This window comes from Brevibacillus fluminis (assembly GCF_052072235.1).
Lineage (GTDB): Bacteria > Bacillota > Bacilli > Brevibacillales > Brevibacillaceae > Brevibacillus_D > Brevibacillus_D fluminis_A.
The window spans coordinates 3049501-3068171 of record NZ_CM125436.1 but is presented as its reverse complement, the minus strand read 5'-3'; the positions used below and the strand labels follow the sequence as shown (position 1 = coordinate 3068171).

Below are 18671 nucleotides of genomic sequence, written 5' to 3'. Positions count from 1 at the left end.
TTCTATTGATTTCGCACAGCCCGATCAGGTAGTGTACTAGATGTACTCATATCTCGAGGAGGCTGCGACATGAATCGAAATCGATTTTGGATGGTGACAGCCGCACTTGCCGTGTTGTTTACCAATGGCGTGTTTTTTGGCGGGGCGATGTCATTTGCTCATGCGCAAACACAGCCGATCAGCGAACCGTTCTTTTTTGATAAACCTGCCGTTACGCAGCATCAATTCGATATGTTTCAAAGCTTTCGAAAGCTGAAAAAAGGCCAGCTCGGCTCTTACTATACAGAGATGGACCCTACGAACGTAAACCGTGTGGCAAACATCAAGCGAGCGGTCGATAAAATTGACAACGTGGTCATCCAACCCGGTGGCACGTTTTCGTACAACGAAACGGTCGGTAACGCAAACTTGCCGGAGGATGGCTGGTTGACAGCAGGTGTCATTTTGAACGGCGCCTTGACGGAAGGATACGGCGGCGGCATTTGCCAAGTTTCGTCGACATTGTTCAATGCGGTTGATCAAGCAGGGCTTACGGTCGTTGAGCGCCATTCGCACAGCTTGCCGACGAAGTACGTACCGGCAGGTCGCGATGCGACGGTAGCCTATGGCACGCTTGATTTTGTTTTCAGCAATTCCTTCGATTATCCCGTAAAAATCAAGGCGAACGTGTATGACGACAGCTACGTCTTCGTCCGTATCGTGAGAGCATAACAATTGCAGGAAGTCGAAATTTCTTTACAAATCGCATGATTTACGCTATGATAAACGTGCTGTATAAACAGATGTTTAATCAAATATGGATTTGTAACTTGGTGGAGCCTGTCATTTGCAGGCTCCTTTTTGCATTTTTTCCGTCTTCCTGGGAGGAGTCTGCAAACATTGACAAGGTCATATCCACCTTTGCTTGAAAAGGAGGGAGTGGCATGCATCACGTTTGGTACTGGTTTGCAAAATAAGGGAATCATTCGATTCTACTTCATCCTGGGAGGTTGACATGGAACAACAAGCTATTCTCGCGATCGGGATTTTTCTCGTCATTTACGCATTGATCATCGCTGAAAAAATACACCGTACCATCGTCGCCATGGTCGGCGGGATTTTGATGGTGGTGCTTGGCATCGTCGATCAGGAAGCCGCTCTGCACCATATCGACTTTAACACGTTGGGGCTTTTGGTTGGGATGATGATTATCGTGGGGGTTACAGCGGAAACGGGCCTCTTCACGTACATCGCCATATGGGCAGCCAAGAAGGCAAAAGGAGAGCCTGTGCGCATCATGGTGCTGCTAGCCTTGATCACGGCGCTCGGGTCGGCTTTTTTGGACAATGTGACGACGGTCTTGCTGATGGTGCCGGTCACATTTTCGATCACCAAGCAGTTGCGGGTACAGCCGCTGCCGTTTTTAATCACGCAAATTATCGCGTGCAATATCGGGGGAACGGCTACCCTGATCGGGGACCCGCCGAACATCATGATCGGCAGCGCCGTCAAGGAGCTTACCTTTATGGCGTTTATCAACAATCTGGCGCCAGTCGTGTTGATCATTTTGGCTGCGACTGTTCCTTTGTTTATTCTGATGTTCCGCAAGCAAATCCAAACGACGGCGGAGCTTCGACAAAGCTTGATGGCGGTCGATGAAAAACAGTTCATCACCGATCGTACCCTTCTGATCAAAAGCGCTTCTGTGCTGGTACTCACGATTCTCGGGTTTTTCCTGCACCAAGCGTTTCATTTGGAATCGGCGACCGTGGCGCTTGCCGGAGCGTTTCTCCTTTTGCTTTTGACCGGCGAGCACATGCTGGAAAAGGCATTGGTAAAAGTCGAGTGGACGACCATTTTCTTTTTTGTCGGCCTGTTTGTTTTGGTTTCCGGCTTGATTGAAACCGGTGTGATCGCAAAATTGGCGGAACAAGCCATCCACTTGACCGGTGGAGATCGGTTTGCGACCTCGATGCTGATTCTTTGGTTAAGCGCAATTGCGTCGGCGTTCGTGGACAATATTCCGTTTGTGGCAACGATGATCCCGCTGATTCAGGAGATGGGCCGGATGGGCGTCAGCGATTTGGAGCCGTTGTGGTGGAGCCTCGCGCTGGGCGCATGTTTGGGGGGAAACGGCACATTGATCGGAGCGAGCGCGAACTTGATCGTCGCAGGGCTTTCCGGAAAAGAAGGCCACCCCATCAGCTTTGTCCGTTATCTCAAGGTCGGATTCCCGCTGATGCTGCTGTCGGTGGTCATTGCCAGCCTCTATGTGTACCTGCGTTATCTGCTTTAGCTCGATCCAAAGAAATCGATTGACAAACAGTGGCAAGTGCGATAAAACTAACTCGAGGGTTATATAACTTTTGAGTTAGTTTTTTTAGCAACGAGATGGATCGAGGAGGAGTATGGATGGAACGAAGTATCACACCGAAAGGCCAGGCGAGCAGGGCGCGCTTGTTGCAGGCGGCTGCCGCTGAATTTGCGGCGAAAGGTTTTGCGGCGACGAAGGTGAGCGACATCGTGAAGGCGGCAGGGCTTACCCAAGCTGCGTTTTACCTTTATTTTCCGAGCAAAGAAGCGATGTTTGCCGAGCTTGTGCAAGAATTCCGCGAGCAGCTCAAGCATTTGGCCAGCGCAGGGGCGATCGTGAGCGGACTGCCTGCCGAACAGGTGCCCGTGCAGGTAAAAGCCAATTTGCAGGCCGTGTTTGCTTTTCTCGGCACGATGCCAGAATTGACCAAAATCGCGCTGGTGGAATCGCCGGACGCGGAAGCGATCAAAAGCGAGATGATCGCGATGGTGATCGAAAATATGAAGAAAAACCAGGAAGCGGGGTATGTGCGCAAGGAGCTGGTACCGGAAGTGGCGGCCGAATGCATGATGGGCATGGTCGACCGCTTGTGCATGAAATGGCTGGTGACACAGGATAAAGATGCGGAAACGCTGGCTGCGGAGATGGCGGACGTGCTCATGTACGGCATTCTGGCGTAACGTTGGAAGCGGATAAGCAGGGGGGATGCGTGATGCTCGACACATTGAATCGTTTGATCGATCTCAGCACGGTGTTTTGGTTATTCCCGATTTGCTTCATGCTGCACGATTTTGAAGAAATCGTTGTCGTGGAAGGCTGGCTCGCGCGCCATCGCGACCACATCCGCACGATTTTGCCGGTGAAAACGCTCAGACTGCAGCAGAGGTTGGATTCCGTGACGACGCTGGGCTTTGCGCGGGCGGTGTTGCTCATTTTCATTTTGCTGTCCGCCGTCACGTTTTATGCGGTGCAAACGCTTCATTCAGGAGGAGCTGGGCTGCTGTTGTTTGTCGGCGCCCTTAACGTGCTGTTTTTGAATAGTTTTACGCATCTGGGCCAGTCGCTGCTGGTTCGCGGCTATACGCCGGGTGTTTTGACAGCTGTGATTGTGCTCTTGCCGTATACGCTGTATGCGTATCAGCGGCTGTTCGCGGAGGCGTTGCTGGACTGGGGGGCAATCGGCCGTTCGCTGCCGGTCACACTGGGCTTCCTGCTGCTGTTTGGCATTGCCGTCTCGGCTGGCCGGACCGGCACGAAAAAAGAAGAGCGATAAGCCGCTCTTCTAATGACCGACGTACTTGGCATACAGTGACTTGGCTAACGGAATATCGTCCGTACCTTGCACGAGCACGCGGCCGTCCTTGAAAAAAACCATTGTGCAGCCGTCCACATGGAATCGGAGCAGGAACGCATTTTGCTCCACCTCGCCCAACGGGGCAAAGCGGGCGGCTAGGTCGGCAAAATCGACACGCGCGGCCTTCAACGGGCTGATTTGCACCGTATCGCGACCGCAGAGCGTGGTGAATTCCTCTGCGTCCTGATCGGTCAGATCGAGGTACGCAAACTGCTTGTGACCGCAAGCCGGGCATTGCGGGTTTCGACCTTTGGCAACGTTCATCTGCATGTGCTCGTTGGCCCACAGATCGATTTGCGTCAAGTGAGGGCTGATGGCGTCCGTTGCCTGTACCAGCAGCTTGAGCGCTTCTGTCGCCTGGTACGAGGCGACGATATGGACGATCGGACCGATGACGCCGACGGTATCGCATGTTTCGCCTCTGCCAGCAGGGGCGTGGGGGAACAAGCAGCGGAAGCAGGGGGTCACGGATGGTACGATCACACAGACCATGCCACGCGCGCTGACGGCCCCTCCGTACACCCAAGGAATGCCGTATTTGACGGCCACATCGTTGATCAAATAGCGAACCTGGAAATTGTCCGAACCGTCCAAAATCAAATCGACATCGCGAAGGTAGTCTTCCGCATTGCCGGCATGCAGGTCGGCGACGATTCCCTCGACATGCACCCCAGAGTTGATTTTGCTCAACTTCCGTTCGGCTGCCACCGCTTTTGGCAAATGGCTTTGCGCATCTTCTTCATCGTACAGCATTTGCCGCTGCAAATTGCTTTCCTCCACAAAATCGCGATCGATCATGCGAACATGGCCGATGCCGGCGCGGACCATATGATTGGCGAGCACGGTGCCGAGTGCGCCCATGCCGACGATAGCCACCTTTTTTTGCAGCAGTTGCTCCTGCCCGTTCGCGCCGATCGGAGGGAAGAGGATTTGGCGCGAATAGCGCCGTTTTTCTTCTGCTTTCATCGTTCGACTCACTTCCTCTCCTCAGTATATCATCCGTCCCGCCATGAAATCCTGTACTTCCTGCGTTGCCGGCGAGTGAAAAAATGGCTCGGTGTCGCTTGCTTCCAAAATACGACCTTTGTGCATGAATAGACATGCATGCGTCAATCGTTTCGCCTGTGCGAGATTGTGCGTCACCATCAGGATGGTTGTCCCGCGCTTCGCATGGATTTCCTGAATGACTCGTTCAAAAATCGCGATATTCGACGGATCGAGACTGGCGGTCGGCTCATCGAGCAGCAGCAGCACAGGATCGTACACCATGGCTCTGGCCAAAGCGATTCGCTGCATTTCACCACCCGAGAGTGTGTTTGCCATCTGGTTGGCAGCATGTGCCAAGTCGACTTTTTCTAGTGCGCGCTCGACCCGCATGCGGATCGTATCACGGGGGAGCTTGCGATAACGCAAGCCTTGCGCGACATTGTCAAATACGGACGAGTGGAACATGGATGGCTTCTGTGGTACGAATCCCATCTGACGCTGCAGCGAAAGCCCTTCCCGATGAGAGAGGGAGGGCAACTGCACGCCGACGCCAAAAAAATGCAAATGTCCGGTCGCAGGTTGTGTCAGCAGATTGATCACACGCAAAAGCGTGCTTTTTCCAGATCCGCTTGGCCCGACAATGCCATAGATGCGGCCGCTCGCAAACGAAGCGTGCGGCACGTCCAATATCGTCTTGTGATCATAGGTAACGGTCAGGCCGCTTACACGCAATTCGGTCATGAACGTACTCTCCGTTTTGGCTGGATTTGCTGCAGGGCGCCGATCAACAAAAAGCTGTTGAATAAAAAGCTGATGGCAAGCAAGACCAATCCCAGGGCGAGACCGGAGGAAAAGTTGCCCATCCGCGTCTCCAAAATGATGGCTGTCGTCATGACGCGCGTGTGGTGAAGAATATTTCCACCGACGAGCATGACCGCGCCAACCTCAGAGATGGCCCTTCCATATGCAGCGGCGATACCCGAAAAAATTCCTTTCCGCGCCTCCACGATGATGGTCAGCATCATCTGGAGCGGGCTTGCGCCAAGGCTTTTTGCTGTTTCCCAATAGGCTTGCTCTTTTGCTTGTACCGCAGACATCGTCAGTCCCGTGATGATCGGTGACACCAGTAAAACCTGTGCGATCACCATGGCTTGCGGCGTGAACAGAAGGCCAAGCGAACCGAGTGGACCATAACGGGAGAACAGCAAATAAACGATAACACCTACAAGCACAGGCGGCAACCCCATAAGTGTATAGATGATGATCACCACCAAGCGCTTTCCTGGAAACGAATACAGCCCCAAAAAGGCGCCAAAGGGGATGCCGATCAGCATCCCGATCACGATTGCAGCAGTGGTCACTTGCAAGGATAGCCAAATGACCTCCCATACGTCCATTGGCACATTCACGTTGCGCGTCTCCTATCGTTTTTTGGCGTTAGGGACAAACAGTCCTTTTCCATACTTGTCTTGACCGAACGCACCGATCCGTTTTTGCCCCTCTTCGCCTACGAAAAACTGGATGAGCTGCATCCCTTCGTCCGGTTTTTGCGACGATTTCACCTGGATGATGCCATACGGGTTCAGCAAAGACTTGTCGCCTTTCATCAAAATCTGCAGGTTCATTTTGCGGGAGAGGAAGGTCGCCTCATCGGTCAGCGTATAAGAGTTTTTCTCATCGGCCATTTGCAGCGTAGCGCCCATCCCTTGTCCGGAAGAGAGATACCAGTCTCCCTCAGGCTTGATTTTGGCTGCTTGCCAGATGCTTTTTTCTTTTTTGTCTGTACCGGAATCATCGCCGCGCGAGATGAACGGCGCTTTTTTGGCGGCGATGGCAGAGAAGGCATCGGTCGACGTTTTTGCGGTTTTGACGCCGGCCGGATCATCAGCCGGACCGACGATGTAAAACTGGTTATACATCACATCGTACGCATTGATGCCGAAGCCTTTGGCGACGAACTCATCTTCCGCTTTGCGGGAATGCACCAGCAAAACGTCTGCGTTCCCGTCTTCGCCGAGCTTGATGGCTTGTCCGGTGCCGACAGCGACGACTTTTACCTTGATGCCGGATTTCTGTTCGAATACCGGCAATAATTCGTCGAGCAGGCCGGAATCTTGTGTGCTCGTAGTCGTGGCCAATGTGATCTCTTTCGGCTGGGATGCCGCCCCTTGGTCGGAAGGCGCAGTGCTTGCCGGTTGGGCTGGTTGTTGGGGAACAACAGGCTGGGTGGTAGCGGTCGAACAGGCTGATAAAGCAAACGTGACGGCAAGCATCAAAAAAGACAGCAAGGATAAAGATCGTTTCATCATTCGCAGCTCCTTTGTTTGGGAATGTTTATGTAATTCTGGCAATTTCAACACCGGTTTGGGAGACGTTGTAGCCGCCCTGTGCGACAATCGCCTGCTTGAATCCCGGATCGTTCAAGACTTCTTGCAAAATGGAAAAACGCTCCTCATGCAGGAGACTTGTGGGAATGACGAGATCGTAGCGCTCCTCCTGGATCGGAAAAAAGTCAAGGCCCATGCCTCTGGCGACGCTTTCGATGCCGAGCGCCACATCTGCATCGCCTTTGGCAACCGCGGATGCCGTCGCGTAATGGGTGGTGGCCTCCAGCTCATAGCCGGGAATCCGATCTGGTGATTTTCCGAGCTGGCGAAGCTTGAAATCCAGCAGCAGCCGTGTCCCTGAACCGCGCTGCCGATTGATGATGCGGTGGTTCCCGCTGAAAAACTCCTGCCAGCTTGTGATCATGCGCGGATTTGATTTCGGCACGATGAAGCCTTGCCAACGGCTGACCAAATTCACGACGACAGCCCCTTCTGTCGGCAGCAGGCATTGAATGTGCGGCAAATTGTATTCGCCGCTCGTACGGTCGAGCAGGTGGCAGCCAGCCAATTCGACGCGACCTTTGTACAGCTCGATCAATCCGTCCAGACTGCCTGAGAACACGGGGAGCAGCGAGATGCCGCGTTGGGCGAGATGCTGCGTCAGCAGATCAATCGTAAGATCATGGCTCCCGGCAAAATAAATGTCCATCGGCTCGGCATTTTTGCGCAGCAATCCGCCAGCGGTGCCTGCCTGAAGGGGGAGCGCTTCCTCTCGAGTCTTTTGCCCATTCATGAATGCATCCAAATCGGTACGCATTACACGCAAGGAGCGTCCCAGCTTGGATGCGGGGAGTTCCTTGCGCTTGATCAGCTCATAGACGGTATACTTGGACAGTTTCAATTCAAGGGCAACTTCGTCGGGTGTCAAATATTCACTTTTCAGACGAATCACCTCCGATCGTTTGGTCTAGTTTGGTTTAGTTAGTTTTAGTTCGGTTGAACTTGTCTGAGTTGGTATAAGATTAAGATACTTGAAAAAACGGTGTGATGGCAATACATATTTTGCGAATATATACCAGTAATCTCAGCGAAAAACCAAATATTTTGCTGAATTTTCTTGGAATAGCGGAAGGAAATGGCACATACAAGTCGAACTAGGAGGTATTGTTAGTTTTTACTAATAGTGAAGAAATGAGGAGGTAATCAATGAGTATCGGCGGATTCAAAAATCGCGAAATCGTTGTAGACCTATCCAAAGGCACCGTCGGCTATCGGGAGATCGATGAGGAGCTGGCCAAAAAATACGTTGGCGGACGCGGGCTAGGGGTTAAGTATTTGTTGGACAACGGACCACAGGTGGAAGCGTTTTCGGATGAGAACATGCTTTGTTTGATGACAGGTCCTGTCACAGGCTCCCGATCCTCGATGAGCGGACGCTTGTGCATGGTGACCAAGTCTCCGCTTACCGGCACCGTGACGGATTCCCACATGGGAGGCTGGACGGCTGCACGGCTGAAATGGGCGGGCATCGACAATGTCATCTTCACGGGTAAAAGCGACAAACCGACGTATCTGTACATTGAGAACGGGCAGGGAGAGCTGCGCGATGCCAGCGATGTATGGGGGCTCGGTACGCGCGCCACTGTCAAAACCATGCAAGACCGCTACGGAAAAGAAGATTTGAGTGTCATGTGCATCGGACAAGCGGGAGAAAATCTCGTTCGCTTCGCCGGCTTCATCAACGAGCACGATCGGGCTGCCGGACGGGGCGGCACCGGCGCAGTCGCCGGATACAAAAACTTGAAGGCGATCGTGATCAAAGCTGCGCAAAAAGGAAATATGCCAAAGCCTGCACAAGAGGAAGAATACAAGCAAGCCAACCAGAAAGCGTTGAAGGCCATCATGGAAGGCGGCTTGACGGCTCCCAAAAAAGGCGGACTCTCCGTCTATGGCACGAATGTGTTGACCAGCATCATCAACGAGGTTGGCGCGTTGCCGACCATGAACTCCAAATACACACACTGGGACGATGCGGAAGGCCACAGCGGCGAAACCGTGAACGCTACCTTGCTCGTCGCGGACAATACGTGCCACGCATGCCCGGTTGCCTGCAAGAAAGAAGTAGAAGTGAAGGAAGGCAAGTACAAGACGCGCGTAGAGAGCTTTGAGTATGAATCGGGCTGGGCGCTTGGCGCCAACTGCGGGCTGGGCGATGCTGCCCCGATTTCCTATATGATCAATATGTGCAACGAATACGGGTTCGACACGATCGAACTCGGAAACACGCTCTCCTGCATGATGGAAGCGTACGAAAGAGGGTTGACGGAGGAAAAGGTCGATTGGGGCGATGCCGACCGGATGATCGAACTGACGGAGATGCTGGTGTTCCGCAGAGGGATCGGCGATGTACTGGCGGAAGGAACGGCCCGTGCGGCAAAATATTTCGGCGATGAGAATTTGGCGATGTGCGTGAAAGGGCAAGCGATCCCGGCGTATGACCCGCGCGGCATCCAGGGGATTGGTCTCGGCTATGCGACAAGCAACCGGGGGGCATGCCACCTTCGCGGTTATACCGTTGCCAGTGAGATTGCCGGCATTCCGATCCCGACGGACCGGTTGAAGCCGGAAGGAAAAGGTGAGCTGTTGAAGGTGTTCCAGGATTTGCTCGCCTTCTCCGATTCCATGAACATTTGCAAATTCTCGTCTTTCTCGGAAAACGCCGAGAATTACGCGGAACAGTACGCGACCATGACGGGGTTGTCGGTAACAGCGGACGATGTGATGAAAATTGGCGAGCGGATCTACAACCTGGAGCGTCACTATAACAACCTTGCCGGATTCGACAAGCGCGAGGACGACTATTTGCCAAAACGATTCACGGAAGAGCCGGGCACCGGAAACAGCGCGGGACAGCTGAGCCGAATGGACATCATGCTGGATGAGTATTATCAAGTGCGCGGCTGGGTGGATGGAGTCGTACCGGAGGGCAAGCTGAAAGAGTTGGGCATTTCCTAAGGGGACGCGAAAAAAGGTGGAACCAGCTTCCACCTTTTTTTCTACTACCCTCCCACACGAGTGACTTTCACCTTAAAACGGGCGAGCAGGTTCGCCAGGATCGCTTCGTCATCGGCCTGAAATGAAATAAACACAGCATTGACGTGGAACCGCTTGGTGATGGTGACGGTTTCCTCGCGCAGGACGACAGCCAACCAGCCCTCCCCTTCGACCGTTGCGGGAAGCGTTTCATCGCCAGGCTTTTGGCCACCGCATTCCATCAGGTAGGTAATCAGATGCGGCAAGGGGATTCCGCGCAGCTCGAGAGTTTGCTCAATCATCCTATCCTCCCGCAACCGGCGGGAACAAGGCGAATTGATCAGCCTCATCGACGATTGTCTCCAAGCCTTCCGCATGGATCACATTGCGGCCGTTCAAAAAGACGTGAACAAACGGCTGCAGGGTTCGTTCCGGTGTGAAAACCTCTTGCTCCAGTGCGGGAAACATCCCGATCAGCGTTTCCAAAATATCGATGACCCGCCTGCCGTTCGTAAGAGGGACTTCGACCGCTTTCGCAGCACAAATTTCACGGAAATTGGCAAAAACTTTCACTTTCATGTCAGCGGAATTCTCCTTTTTCTTTTTATCCTGCTGGAAAATGCATGCGCTGTAAAGAACGAAATGTTCAAGTAGTGACATTTTTCTGAATCGAGACGTTTTTTTCGCAAAATAACCAGAGTCCGGTTTGGGACTGTTGAAAATGATTTGTCTGTGCATGACGCACGTGGATGGAGGCACATATGAAGTTCTTCAATGTAAAAACGGTGATGGAGACGCTCGACCTGATCGCGACTGAATATCAACCGATCCGCCAACCGATCGAAGTGCCGCTCATCGAAGCGTTGGGAATGGTCAACGCTTTTGACATCTGCTCGGACGAACAGGTGCCGCATTTTTCCCGCTCAACGGTAGATGGTTTTGCCGTCAGGGCGATGGATACGTACGGCGCATCGGAATCGCTGCCCGCCTTCCTGTCGATCACGGGAAAAGTTGACATGGGGAGAGCGGCGACCATGCCGCTGCGGGAAGGACAGGCGCAGGCGATCCCGACAGGCGGCATGGTCCCGGAAGGTGCAGACGGGGTCGTCATGATCGAGCATGTGGAGGAGTTGGGCGATCTGCTCAACGTGTACCGGCAAATTGCACCGGGCGAGAACATCATCCGCGCGGGTGATGATGTCCGGATTGGCGAAAACGTGTTGGCGGCGGGCTGCAAGCTGAGGCCGCAAGACTTGGGCGTGCTGGCGGCGATCGGCAAAACGACGGTTTGGGTTTATCCACGGCCAATTGTCGGCATTTTGTCCACCGGGGATGAGATCGTTCCTTGCGAAAAGCAAACGCTTGCTGCAGGCGAGATTCGTGACATCAACAGCATGACGGTGGGGGCAGCTGCGATGCAAGCCGGGGCGGAAGTGGTGTACGGCGGAATCGTAGCCGATGAGCTTGAGACGTTTGCACGGCGGGCAAAAGAGCTTTATGACAAGGTTGATTTCCTCATTCTCTCGGGTGGAAGCTCGGTCGGAACAAGGGATTACTCCGTACAGGTGCTGGAATCGCTGGGGAGTCCCGGCATTTTGGTACATGGCGTCTCGATCAAGCCAGGCAAGCCGACCATCCTCGCAAAAGCGAATGGCAAGCCCGTCATGGGGCTTCCCGGACACCCCGCCTCCGCTCTCATTATTTTTCATCTCTTTGCAGGCCCGATCATCGAGAGGCTGCAAGGACGAAAGCCGGAATTCACCGACAAGCGGCTGCCAGCAAAACTGTCGCGTAACGTCCCGTCTGCTGTAGGACGCACCGATTATGTCCGGGTGAGTTTGGAGGAGCGTGAGGACGGACTTTGGGCGGTGCCGGTTTTTGGCAAGTCAGGATTGATCACCACGCTGGTGGACAGCGATGGCATGGTGGAGATTCCCGCGAGCAAAGAAGGGATTTTGGAAGGCGAAATTGTGAAGGTACATATGTTTTACTAGGAAGCGTGCGAACGATGATGGAATTGCAGGAGGAGTATCATGCGCAAAATATACCTGGAAGATAAACCTCTCCAAGAAGCGCAGCTTCAGCTGTGCGAGCGGTTCCGCTTTGAGCCGCAAGTCGAGATTGTTTCGACCCCGCAAGCGCTCGGGCGCGTGACGGCACAGCCTGTATACGCAAAGGTTTCGATGCCGAACTACCATGCGTCCGCCATGGATGGCATTGCCGTGAAAGCAGAGAAGACGTACGGAGCGTCCGAGCTTCAACCGCTGCGCTTAAAACAAAAGGAAGACTACGTCGTCGTCGATACCGGAGACCCGATACCCGCAGGCTTTGACGCCGTTATCATGATTGAAGACATTCACCAGTTGGATGAGGAAACGGTGGAAATTTTGGATGCAGTTGCCCCCTGGCAGCATATCCGTCCGATTGGTGAGGATGTGGTGGTAGGTGAGGTGATTGTGCCGGATCACTATAAGCTGCGACCCGTCGATTTGGGCGCGCTTTTGGCTGGCGGCAATGTGACGGTTCCTGTTTTGCGAAAACCGCGAGTGGCGATCATTCCGACCGGAACGGAGCTGATCGCGCCGGCCGAGTGTGTGAACGAGGGTGAGATCATCGAGTTTAACGGGACGGTTTTTGCCGCGTATGTGGAAGAGTGGGGCGCAGAACCGCTGTATCGCGGGATCGTTCCCGATGATTACGCGCTGATCCGCGAGGCGGTTCGGACGGCTGTGAAGGAAGCAGACATCGTTTTGTTAAACGCGGGCTCTTCGGCAGGCAGAGAAGATTACACCGTACACGTGATCGAAGAGCTTGGGGAGGTGTTAACGCACGGCGTCGCGACACGTCCGGGAAAACCGGTCGTCGTCGGGATCGTCGAGGGAAAACCGGTGATCGGCTTGCCAGGTTATCCGGTTTCAGCCTACCTTAATCTGGAATGGTTTGCTCGACCGCTGATTCATCAGTATTATGGACTGATGGAGCCAAAACGCCAGCGTATCCAGGCAAAAATCGGCCGTCGCATCGTGTCTGTCATGGGTGCAGAAGATTTCGTTCGGGTGACGATCGGATGCATTGATGGACAATACATCGTCAATCCGTTGACGCGAGCCGCTGGTGTTACGATGTCGATGGTTAGGGCCGACGGACTTTTGCGCATTCCACCGGGCCATTTGGGCTATGAGCAAGGGGAGATGGCGGAAGTAGAACTTTACCGGCCATTGGAGCAGATCAACCATACGATCGTATCGACGGGAAGCCATGATCTGTCGATGGATATTCTCCATACGCTGATTCGCCAGGAAAACCCGCAGCTTTTTCTCAATTCTTCTCACGTAGGCAGCATGGGCGGAATAATGGCCGTGCAAAAAGGGGAAGCACACATGGCGGGTGTCCATCTTTTCGATGAGGCAACGGGCGCGTATAATGAAACATACATCGCCAAATATGCAAAGGGGCGCGATGTTGTTTTGGTGCAGCTGGTTTATCGCCAGCAGGGTTGGATCGTGCCGAAAGGAAACCCGCTGTCGATTCAGTCAGTGAGCGATTTGACCCGGGCGAACATCACGTACATGAACCGTCAGCGCGGGGCCGGGACGCGCCTTTTGTTCGATTATTTGCTGAAAGAGCAGGGGATCAGCAGGGAGGACATTTACGGATACTCGCGCGAGGCAGTCTCTCACCTTAGCGTAGCTGCCGCTGTTGCCGGGGGGACGGCGGATGTCGGACTTGGCATTTTTTCCGCTGCGCAGGCGATGGGGCTCGATTTCATCCCCGTTGCAGAAGAGCGGTACGATCTTCTGTTGAGCCGTACGTTTTTTGAGAGCCCAGAAGGCGAGACGCTGATGAAAATCATTCGTTCGGCAGAGTTTGCACATCGGATGGAATCTTTGGGTGGCTATAGCTGCCGTGATTCAGGTACAATTCTTTTACAATCGTGACTGATCCATCCTCTCGAAAGGAGAGTGAACAACATGCAAAACCACGTGTCAGACGCACGAAACCGTCCTCTCCGCGATTTGCGCATTTCTGTGACAGACAAATGCAATTTTCGCTGCCAATATTGCATGCCTGCAGACATATTCGGTCCCGATTACCCGTTTTTGCCGCAAAATAAACTGCTGTCGTTTGAAGAGATCACCCGGCTGACGCGAATTTTTACCTCGCTTGGGGTGGAGAAAATTCGCATCACCGGTGGCGAGCCGCTCATGCGCAGAGACTTGCCGGAGTTGATTGCTATGATCCGCCAGGTGGATGGGGTACGCGATATCGCCATGACCACAAACGGCTCGTTGTTGGCCAAGCATGCCCATGCGTTGAAAGCGGCGGGGCTTGACCGCGTGACCGTCAGCCTGGACAGTCTCGACCGTGAGCGTTTCGGCAAGATGAACGGGAGAGGGTATGAGGTAGAGACGATTATCCAAGGAATCGACGCCGCGGCCGCGGCTGGCCTTTCTGTAAAAATCAATATGGTTGTTCAGCGGGGCGTCAACGACCAGGACGTGCTGCCGATGGCGATCTTTTTCCGCGAAAAAGGCTACACGCTCCGCTTTATCGAATTCATGGACGTTGGGAACAGCAATGGCTGGAAGCTCGATCAAGTCGTGCCGAGCCAGGAGATCGTGGAGCTGATCCATGCCCATATGCCGCTTGAGCCTGTCGAGCCCAACTATTTTGGCGAGGTGGCTTCCCGCTATCGTTATGTCGGGTCCACCCAGGAAATCGGCTTGATCTCGTCGGTTACCCAGGCGTTTTGCTCGACCTGTACGCGAGCGAGGCTGTCAGCGGAAGGGAAGCTGTACAATTGCCTGTTTGCTTCCGTCGGCGAAGATTTGCGCGCTCCGATGCGCGAAGGGAAGAGCGATGAGGAGATTCGGGAACAGATCGTGGATATTTGGCAGAAGCGGGATGACCGCTATTCCGAGATCCGCTTGAGCAATACGCCGGATTTGCCACCGCGTTCCAAGGTGGAGATGTCGCATATCGGCGGCTAGAAATGGTTGCCAGTGAACGTTAGAAAACCTGGCCCCGCCAAAAAGCATGGCGTAGCCAGGTTTTCTAATTACTGCTCATAGGAAGCAGAAAGCGGATTCCATGGGCCTTGCTGATGGCCCTTCCACTCGCTTCCGTCTTCCCACATTTCTTTTTTCCAGATCGGGACGATCTGTTTGAGGCGCTCAATCGCATAGCGGCCCGCTTCAAACGACTCGTCGCGGTGAGGTGTCGCCACGGCGATGACAACCGCGATGTCTTCGATGGACAGATTGCCGATGCGGTGATGCATGGCGACCTCCGCGTGCGGCCAGCGCTCCTTGATTTCGCTTGCGACCTGCTGCATCTTTTGCACAGCCATCGGCACATAGGCTTCATACGTGAGCGAGACCGTGCGCTGCCCATGGGTGAATTCACGCACAGTGCCGACAAATGTCAGGATGGCACCGGCGCGAGGGTTGGAGACCAGCTTGACCAGCGCGTCCGCAGAAATCGGCTGCTCGGTGATCTGGAAGCGTGGATCTTCGCCGCCGCTGACCGGTGGAAGGATGGCAACCTCATCGTTTGGCGAGATGGTTGTATCCGGATTGGCATACTCCTGGTTTACAGAAACAAAGCAGTTGGGCAAAAGCTCGGCCAACTGCGGATAGTCGCAACCGATCGTTTCGAGCAGCGCATGAACGGTGGCGGATTCAGCTGCTTCAATCAGCAGCTCACGCTTGCCGGCCCGCTCGGCAAGCGCTGCGAATAAAAGGATTTTCACTTGCATCTGCATTCTCCTTTGCGGATGAACTATACTATGACAATATCACAAGATGGCTCGTCTTGATAGAGAGCGAGCAGGTTTTTGGATCGACCAACCAGGAGGAGAACATGACAGACCGATTGACACATTTCAACGAACAAAACCGCGCGCAAATGGTGGACGTATCTGACAAGCAGGTGACCACACGGATTGCCGTCGCGCACAGCCGTGTCCACATGAAACCGGAAACGATGCAGCGCATTCGCGAGGGGACGATCAGCAAAGGGGACGTGCTGGCGGTCGCACAGGTGGCAGGGATCATGGCCGCCAAAAAAACCGCTGACATCATCCCGATGTGCCATCCGCTGCCGCTGACCAAAATCAACATTTCGTTCGACTACGAGGGCGAGGATACCTTGCTGATCGAAGCGGAAGTGAAAACGACCGGCAAAACCGGAGTGGAAATGGAGGCGCTCACGGCGGCCAGCGCAGTCGGGTTGACGGTGTATGACATGTGCAAAGCGATGGACAAAGGAATGATTCTCGGCCCGACGTATTTGCAGAGCAAAACAGGCGGAAAAAACGGCGATTTCGATCGGCGTGCACAGGAGTAATCAACCGAAGAAAAAAAGCGCAGACCTTATGTTGGGCGGCCTGCGCTTTTTGCGTTGTGCAAAAGACCGATGACCCACTGGCACCATTCCAGCTGATCTTTGGCGCTGCGCACGGCACGGTGCAGCAACACGAAATCACCGAAAAACGGAGAGCGGAAATCTTCCACGGTGTCCCCATGCTCCGCTTTCAAATCTGCCAGCATGGCTTGATAGTTGGCCAATTTCCCCTCGTAATCGGAGATTCGATGGGAAAACAAGGCGATGGCTGCTTGGGCATCGGTCAGCCAGAGACAGTATGTTTTCAAAAACAGTTCATCACGGGTGAGCGGGGCGGAGGCAGGCACGGCTAACCACGCCTGCAAGGCATCTCGCCCTTTTTGCGTGATGGTGTACATTTTTTTGTCCGGCTTTTCTGTCTGCTCCACCCGCGTGTATTGCAGATAGCCTTCACCCTCCAGATTGGCGAGCAGCGGATAGATTTGACTGTGCTTCGCCTGCCAAAACGGCTGCAGCTGGAGCATCAGATCGTAGCCGCTGCACGATTTGCGAGCCAAGAGCCCAAGCAACCCATATGAGAGTGTGTTCATTTCTTTCACCTCAAGCGATCTTGTTGAAAATGCCAAGCCCATTGCAAAAACGTTTGTCCTACTATTCTCCACACGCGGTACGATTCCTTTTGTCAGAATAAAATGCGAAATGAAAACGCATGCAAGAATCGTTGACGCGATTTGCAACTTTTGATAAGATTCCAATAAATGCATATGAGCGGATGATGATTGCGGGAGAGACCGGATGGACGTGATGAGGCCGGCACCGAAGGAGCAAGCACCCATAAAAGCCTTGGGATGCAATCTCTCAGGTACAAAGTACCGCAAGCGGACGCACCTCTGGAGAGAGCTACGCGCCACCCAAGGGGAATACTTCAGCCACGACAGGTTTCTGCATACCAGCCTGGCGGAAGTTAAACTCTCAGGTAAAAAGGACAGAGGAAAGGTAGATTACGGTCTATCTTTCCCTGTTCTTTTTTTTCGTTTTCGGGAAAGGTGCCGACTTTTGAAGGGGGATGCGGCATGGGGCTGCGCGAAGCGGATTGGGAGATTTTTCAGGCAATGGAGGAGGAGAGAGGACGCCAGCAGGACACGCTGGAGCTGATCGCGTCCGAAAATTTTGTCAGTGAAGACGTAATGGCGGCGATGGGCTCCGTTTTGACCAACAAATATGCGGAAGGGTATCCGGGCAAGCGCTACTACGGTGGCTGCGAGCATGTGGATGTCGTCGAACGGCTGGCTATCGATCGCTTGACGAAATTGTTCGGGGCGAGCTTTGCCAACGTGCAGCCGCATTCCGGCGCACAAGCGAATACGGCGGTCTATTATTCGCTGCTGCAGCCAGGAGATACGATCATGGGGATGAATCTGTCCCACGGCGGGCATTTGACACATGGCAGTCCGGTCAGCATTTCCGGCAAATGGTTTGGCGTCGTCGCCTATGGCGTGCGCGAAGATACGCATCTGATCGATTATGACGAGGTGGAGGCCATCGCCTTGCGCGAGCGTCCGAAGCTGATCATCGCGGGTGCGAGCGCGTATCCTCGCGTCATCGATTTTGCCCGTTTCAAGGAGATTGCCGACAAGGCAGGCGCCCGCTTCATGGTTGACATGGCACATATCGCCGGACTGGTGGCGGCAGGACTCCACCCATCGCCGGTGCCGCATGCGGATGTGACGACATCGACGACGCACAAGACGTTGCGCGGGCCGCGCGGCGGCGTTATTTTGACGAATGATGAGGAGCTGTCCAAAGGGTTCAACAAAGCCATCTTCCCGGGTATCCAGGGCGGCCCGCTGATGCATGTGATCGCTGCGAAGGCAGTCGCCTTCAAGGAAGCGCTCGGCCCGGATTTTCGTACGTATGCCAGCCAGGTTGTGAAAAATGCCAAGGCGCTCGCCGACACCTTGCTGCAGGAGGGAGCGACGCTCGTTTCCGGTGGGACCGACAATCATCTGGTCTTGCTGGATGTGCGGCCGTGGGGCTTGACGGGAAAAGAAGCGGAGCATGTGCTGGAGAATGCCGGCATGACGGTGAACAAAAACACGATCCCGTTCGATACCGCGAGTCCGTTCGTTACGAGTGGCGTTCGCATTGGGACGGCCGCAATCACGACGCGCGGCATGAATGAGGCGGATATGGTAACGATCGGCAAAGCCATTGCGGCGGTGTTGAAAGCAAAAGGGGATGCCCAGACGACGGACAATGTGCGCGGGACAATCCGCGAGCTGTGCCAGGCGTATCCGCTGTATCAGCGTCAGACGATCGGATAGGAGGCGGC

Annotated in this window: 19 protein-coding genes and 2 riboswitches; of the genes, 10 read left to right on the top strand and 9 right to left on the bottom strand. The window is 54.1% G+C overall.

The genetic code is table 11. The features are described from left to right. Window positions 1–69: 69 nt before the first annotated feature. From ACTID9_RS15230 to ACTID9_RS15215, 4 genes are all read left to right on the top strand, one after another. Complete coding sequence (locus ACTID9_RS15230) at window positions 70–711, top strand: VanW family protein (RefSeq protein ID WP_441065226.1); 642 nt, start codon at window positions 70–72, stop codon at window positions 709–711. Between the two features lie 283 nt (window positions 712–994). After that, entirely contained in the window at window positions 995–2275 is a 1281-nt protein-coding gene (locus tag ACTID9_RS15225) for an ArsB/NhaD family transporter (protein WP_441065225.1), read from the top strand. 116 nt (window positions 2276–2391) lie between these two features. Beyond that, the gene (locus tag ACTID9_RS15220; protein ID WP_441065223.1) at window positions 2392–2973 is read left to right on the top strand and encodes a TetR/AcrR family transcriptional regulator; all 582 of its coding nucleotides are present in this window, start codon (window positions 2392–2394) and stop codon (window positions 2971–2973) included. Between the two features lie 32 nt (window positions 2974–3005). Beyond that, entirely contained in the window at window positions 3006–3566 is a 561-nt protein-coding gene (locus ACTID9_RS15215) for an HXXEE domain-containing protein (RefSeq protein WP_441065221.1), read from the top strand. Window positions 3567–3575: 9 nt separating this feature from the next. Here the strand turns inward: ACTID9_RS15215 and ACTID9_RS15210 are convergent, their stop codons facing one another. The 5 genes from ACTID9_RS15210 to ACTID9_RS15190 are packed head-to-tail and all read right to left on the bottom strand — an operon-like array spanning window position 3576 to window position 7913. Next, entirely contained in the window at window positions 3576–4613 is a 1038-nt protein-coding gene (locus ACTID9_RS15210; RefSeq protein ID WP_441072610.1) for a ThiF family adenylyltransferase, read from the bottom strand. A 21-nt stretch (window positions 4614–4634) separates the two neighbouring features. Further along, the gene (locus ACTID9_RS15205) at window positions 4635–5375 is read right to left on the bottom strand and encodes an ABC transporter ATP-binding protein (RefSeq protein ID WP_441065219.1); all 741 of its coding nucleotides are present in this window, start codon (window positions 5373–5375) and stop codon (window positions 4635–4637) included. Beyond that, window positions 5372–6043, bottom strand: a complete 672-nt coding sequence (locus ACTID9_RS15200) for an ABC transporter permease (protein WP_441065217.1) — start codon at window positions 6041–6043, stop codon at window positions 5372–5374. The genes ACTID9_RS15205 and ACTID9_RS15200 overlap by 4 nt, the downstream gene beginning before the upstream one ends. A 12-nt stretch (window positions 6044–6055) precedes the next feature. Continuing rightward, window positions 6056–6943 carry a substrate-binding domain-containing protein gene (locus tag ACTID9_RS15195; protein ID WP_441065215.1) on the bottom strand — a complete coding sequence of 296 codons (888 nt, stop codon included), beginning with the start codon at window positions 6941–6943 and terminating at the stop codon, window positions 6056–6058. 25 nt (window positions 6944–6968) lie between these two features. Then, entirely contained in the window at window positions 6969–7913 is a 945-nt protein-coding gene (locus ACTID9_RS15190; protein ID WP_441065213.1) for a substrate-binding domain-containing protein, read from the bottom strand. 254 nt (window positions 7914–8167) lie between these two features. Here ACTID9_RS15190 and ACTID9_RS15185 point away from each other — a divergent pair, with 254 nt between their 5' ends. Further along, window positions 8168–9976, top strand: a complete 1809-nt coding sequence (locus ACTID9_RS15185) for an aldehyde ferredoxin oxidoreductase family protein (RefSeq protein WP_441065211.1) — start codon at window positions 8168–8170, stop codon at window positions 9974–9976. Window positions 9977–10020: 44 nt separating this feature from the next. Here ACTID9_RS15185 and ACTID9_RS15180 read toward each other — a convergent pair whose 3' ends face one another. Further along, window positions 10021–10296 carry a hypothetical protein gene (locus ACTID9_RS15180; RefSeq protein ID WP_441065209.1) on the bottom strand — a complete coding sequence of 92 codons (276 nt, stop codon included), beginning with the start codon at window positions 10294–10296 and terminating at the stop codon, window positions 10021–10023. 1 nt (window position 10297) lies between these two features. After that, entirely contained in the window at window positions 10298–10573 is a 276-nt protein-coding gene (locus tag ACTID9_RS15175; protein ID WP_122919829.1) for a ubiquitin-like small modifier protein 1, read from the bottom strand. Between the two features lie 182 nt (window positions 10574–10755). On the opposite strand from ACTID9_RS15175, the gene ACTID9_RS15170 reads away from it, so the two are divergent. Genes ACTID9_RS15170 through moaA form a run of 3 tightly spaced genes read left to right on the top strand, consistent with a single transcriptional unit; the run spans window position 10756 to window position 14985 of the window. Continuing rightward, complete coding sequence (locus tag ACTID9_RS15170) at window positions 10756–11988, top strand: molybdopterin molybdotransferase MoeA (protein WP_441065207.1); 1233 nt, start codon at window positions 10756–10758, stop codon at window positions 11986–11988. Between the two features lie 39 nt (window positions 11989–12027). After that, entirely contained in the window at window positions 12028–13932 is a 1905-nt protein-coding gene (locus tag ACTID9_RS15165) for a molybdopterin biosynthesis protein (protein ID WP_441065205.1), read from the top strand. A 33-nt stretch (window positions 13933–13965) separates the two neighbouring features. Continuing rightward, window positions 13966–14985, top strand: coding sequence for a GTP 3',8-cyclase MoaA (gene moaA, locus ACTID9_RS15160; RefSeq protein WP_441065203.1), 1020 nt, complete (start codon window positions 13966–13968; stop codon window positions 14983–14985). Between the two features lie 68 nt (window positions 14986–15053). Here the strand turns inward: moaA and ACTID9_RS15155 are convergent, their stop codons facing one another. Next, a complete protein-coding gene (locus tag ACTID9_RS15155; protein ID WP_441065202.1) occupies window positions 15054–15752 on the bottom strand; it encodes a molybdenum cofactor biosynthesis protein in 699 nt (232 codons plus the stop codon). 104 nt (window positions 15753–15856) lie between these two features. Between ACTID9_RS15155 and moaC the strand changes: the two genes are divergently transcribed. Continuing rightward, window positions 15857–16342: a cyclic pyranopterin monophosphate synthase MoaC gene (gene moaC, locus ACTID9_RS15150; protein WP_441065200.1), complete on the top strand. Its 486-nt coding sequence runs from the start codon at window positions 15857–15859 to the stop codon at window positions 16340–16342. A 26-nt stretch (window positions 16343–16368) separates the two neighbouring features. Here the strand turns inward: moaC and ACTID9_RS15145 are convergent, their stop codons facing one another. Then, window positions 16369–16929 (bottom strand): PadR family transcriptional regulator, encoded by a 561-nt coding sequence (locus ACTID9_RS15145; protein WP_441065198.1) that lies wholly within the window; start codon window positions 16927–16929, stop codon window positions 16369–16371. Between the two features lie 182 nt (window positions 16930–17111). After that, a riboswitch (glycine riboswitch) is annotated at window positions 17112–17224 on the top strand. A gap of 2 nt (window positions 17225–17226) precedes the next feature. Beyond that, a riboswitch (glycine riboswitch) is annotated at window positions 17227–17331 on the top strand. 81 nt (window positions 17332–17412) lie between these two features. Here ACTID9_RS15145 and glyA point away from each other — a divergent pair. Continuing rightward, window positions 17413–18663: a serine hydroxymethyltransferase gene (gene glyA, locus ACTID9_RS15140; RefSeq protein WP_441065196.1), complete on the top strand. Its 1251-nt coding sequence runs from the start codon at window positions 17413–17415 to the stop codon at window positions 18661–18663. The last annotated feature ends 8 nt before the right edge of the window (window positions 18664–18671 follow it).

What these genes read in the sequence shown, in the direction of transcription:
- ACTID9_RS15170 (WP_441065207.1), top strand. Translation starts at nt 10,756, where the DNA reads ATGAAGTTCTTCAATGTAAAAACGGTGATGGAGACGCTCGACCTGATC.
- ACTID9_RS15185 (WP_441065211.1), top strand. Translation starts at nt 8,168, where the DNA reads ATGAGTATCGGCGGATTCAAAAATCGCGAAATCGTTGTAGACCTATCC.
- glyA (WP_441065196.1), top strand. Translation starts at nt 17,413, where the DNA reads ATGGGGCTGCGCGAAGCGGATTGGGAGATTTTTCAGGCAATGGAGGAG.
- moaC (WP_441065200.1), top strand. Translation starts at nt 15,857, where the DNA reads ATGACAGACCGATTGACACATTTCAACGAACAAAACCGCGCGCAAATG.
- moaA (WP_441065203.1), top strand. Translation starts at nt 13,966, where the DNA reads ATGCAAAACCACGTGTCAGACGCACGAAACCGTCCTCTCCGCGATTTG.
- ACTID9_RS15180 (WP_441065209.1), bottom strand. Translation starts at nt 10,296, where the DNA reads ATGATTGAGCAAACTCTCGAGCTGCGCGGAATCCCCTTGCCGCATCTG.
- ACTID9_RS15165 (WP_441065205.1), top strand. Translation starts at nt 12,028, where the DNA reads ATGCGCAAAATATACCTGGAAGATAAACCTCTCCAAGAAGCGCAGCTT.
- ACTID9_RS15195 (WP_441065215.1), bottom strand. Translation starts at nt 6,943, where the DNA reads ATGATGAAACGATCTTTATCCTTGCTGTCTTTTTTGATGCTTGCCGTC.
- ACTID9_RS15210 (WP_441072610.1), bottom strand. Translation starts at nt 4,613, where the DNA reads ATGAAAGCAGAAGAAAAACGGCGCTATTCGCGCCAAATCCTCTTCCCT.
- ACTID9_RS15230 (WP_441065226.1), top strand. Translation starts at nt 70, where the DNA reads ATGAATCGAAATCGATTTTGGATGGTGACAGCCGCACTTGCCGTGTTG.
- ACTID9_RS15205 (WP_441065219.1), bottom strand. Translation starts at nt 5,375, where the DNA reads ATGACCGAATTGCGTGTAAGCGGCCTGACCGTTACCTATGATCACAAG.
- ACTID9_RS15145 (WP_441065198.1), bottom strand. Translation starts at nt 16,929, where the DNA reads ATGAACACACTCTCATATGGGTTGCTTGGGCTCTTGGCTCGCAAATCG.
- ACTID9_RS15175 (WP_122919829.1), bottom strand. Translation starts at nt 10,573, where the DNA reads ATGAAAGTGAAAGTTTTTGCCAATTTCCGTGAAATTTGTGCTGCGAAA.
- ACTID9_RS15215 (WP_441065221.1), top strand. Translation starts at nt 3,006, where the DNA reads ATGCTCGACACATTGAATCGTTTGATCGATCTCAGCACGGTGTTTTGG.
- ACTID9_RS15220 (WP_441065223.1), top strand. Translation starts at nt 2,392, where the DNA reads ATGGAACGAAGTATCACACCGAAAGGCCAGGCGAGCAGGGCGCGCTTG.
- ACTID9_RS15225 (WP_441065225.1), top strand. Translation starts at nt 995, where the DNA reads ATGGAACAACAAGCTATTCTCGCGATCGGGATTTTTCTCGTCATTTAC.
- ACTID9_RS15155 (WP_441065202.1), bottom strand. Translation starts at nt 15,752, where the DNA reads ATGCAAGTGAAAATCCTTTTATTCGCAGCGCTTGCCGAGCGGGCCGGC.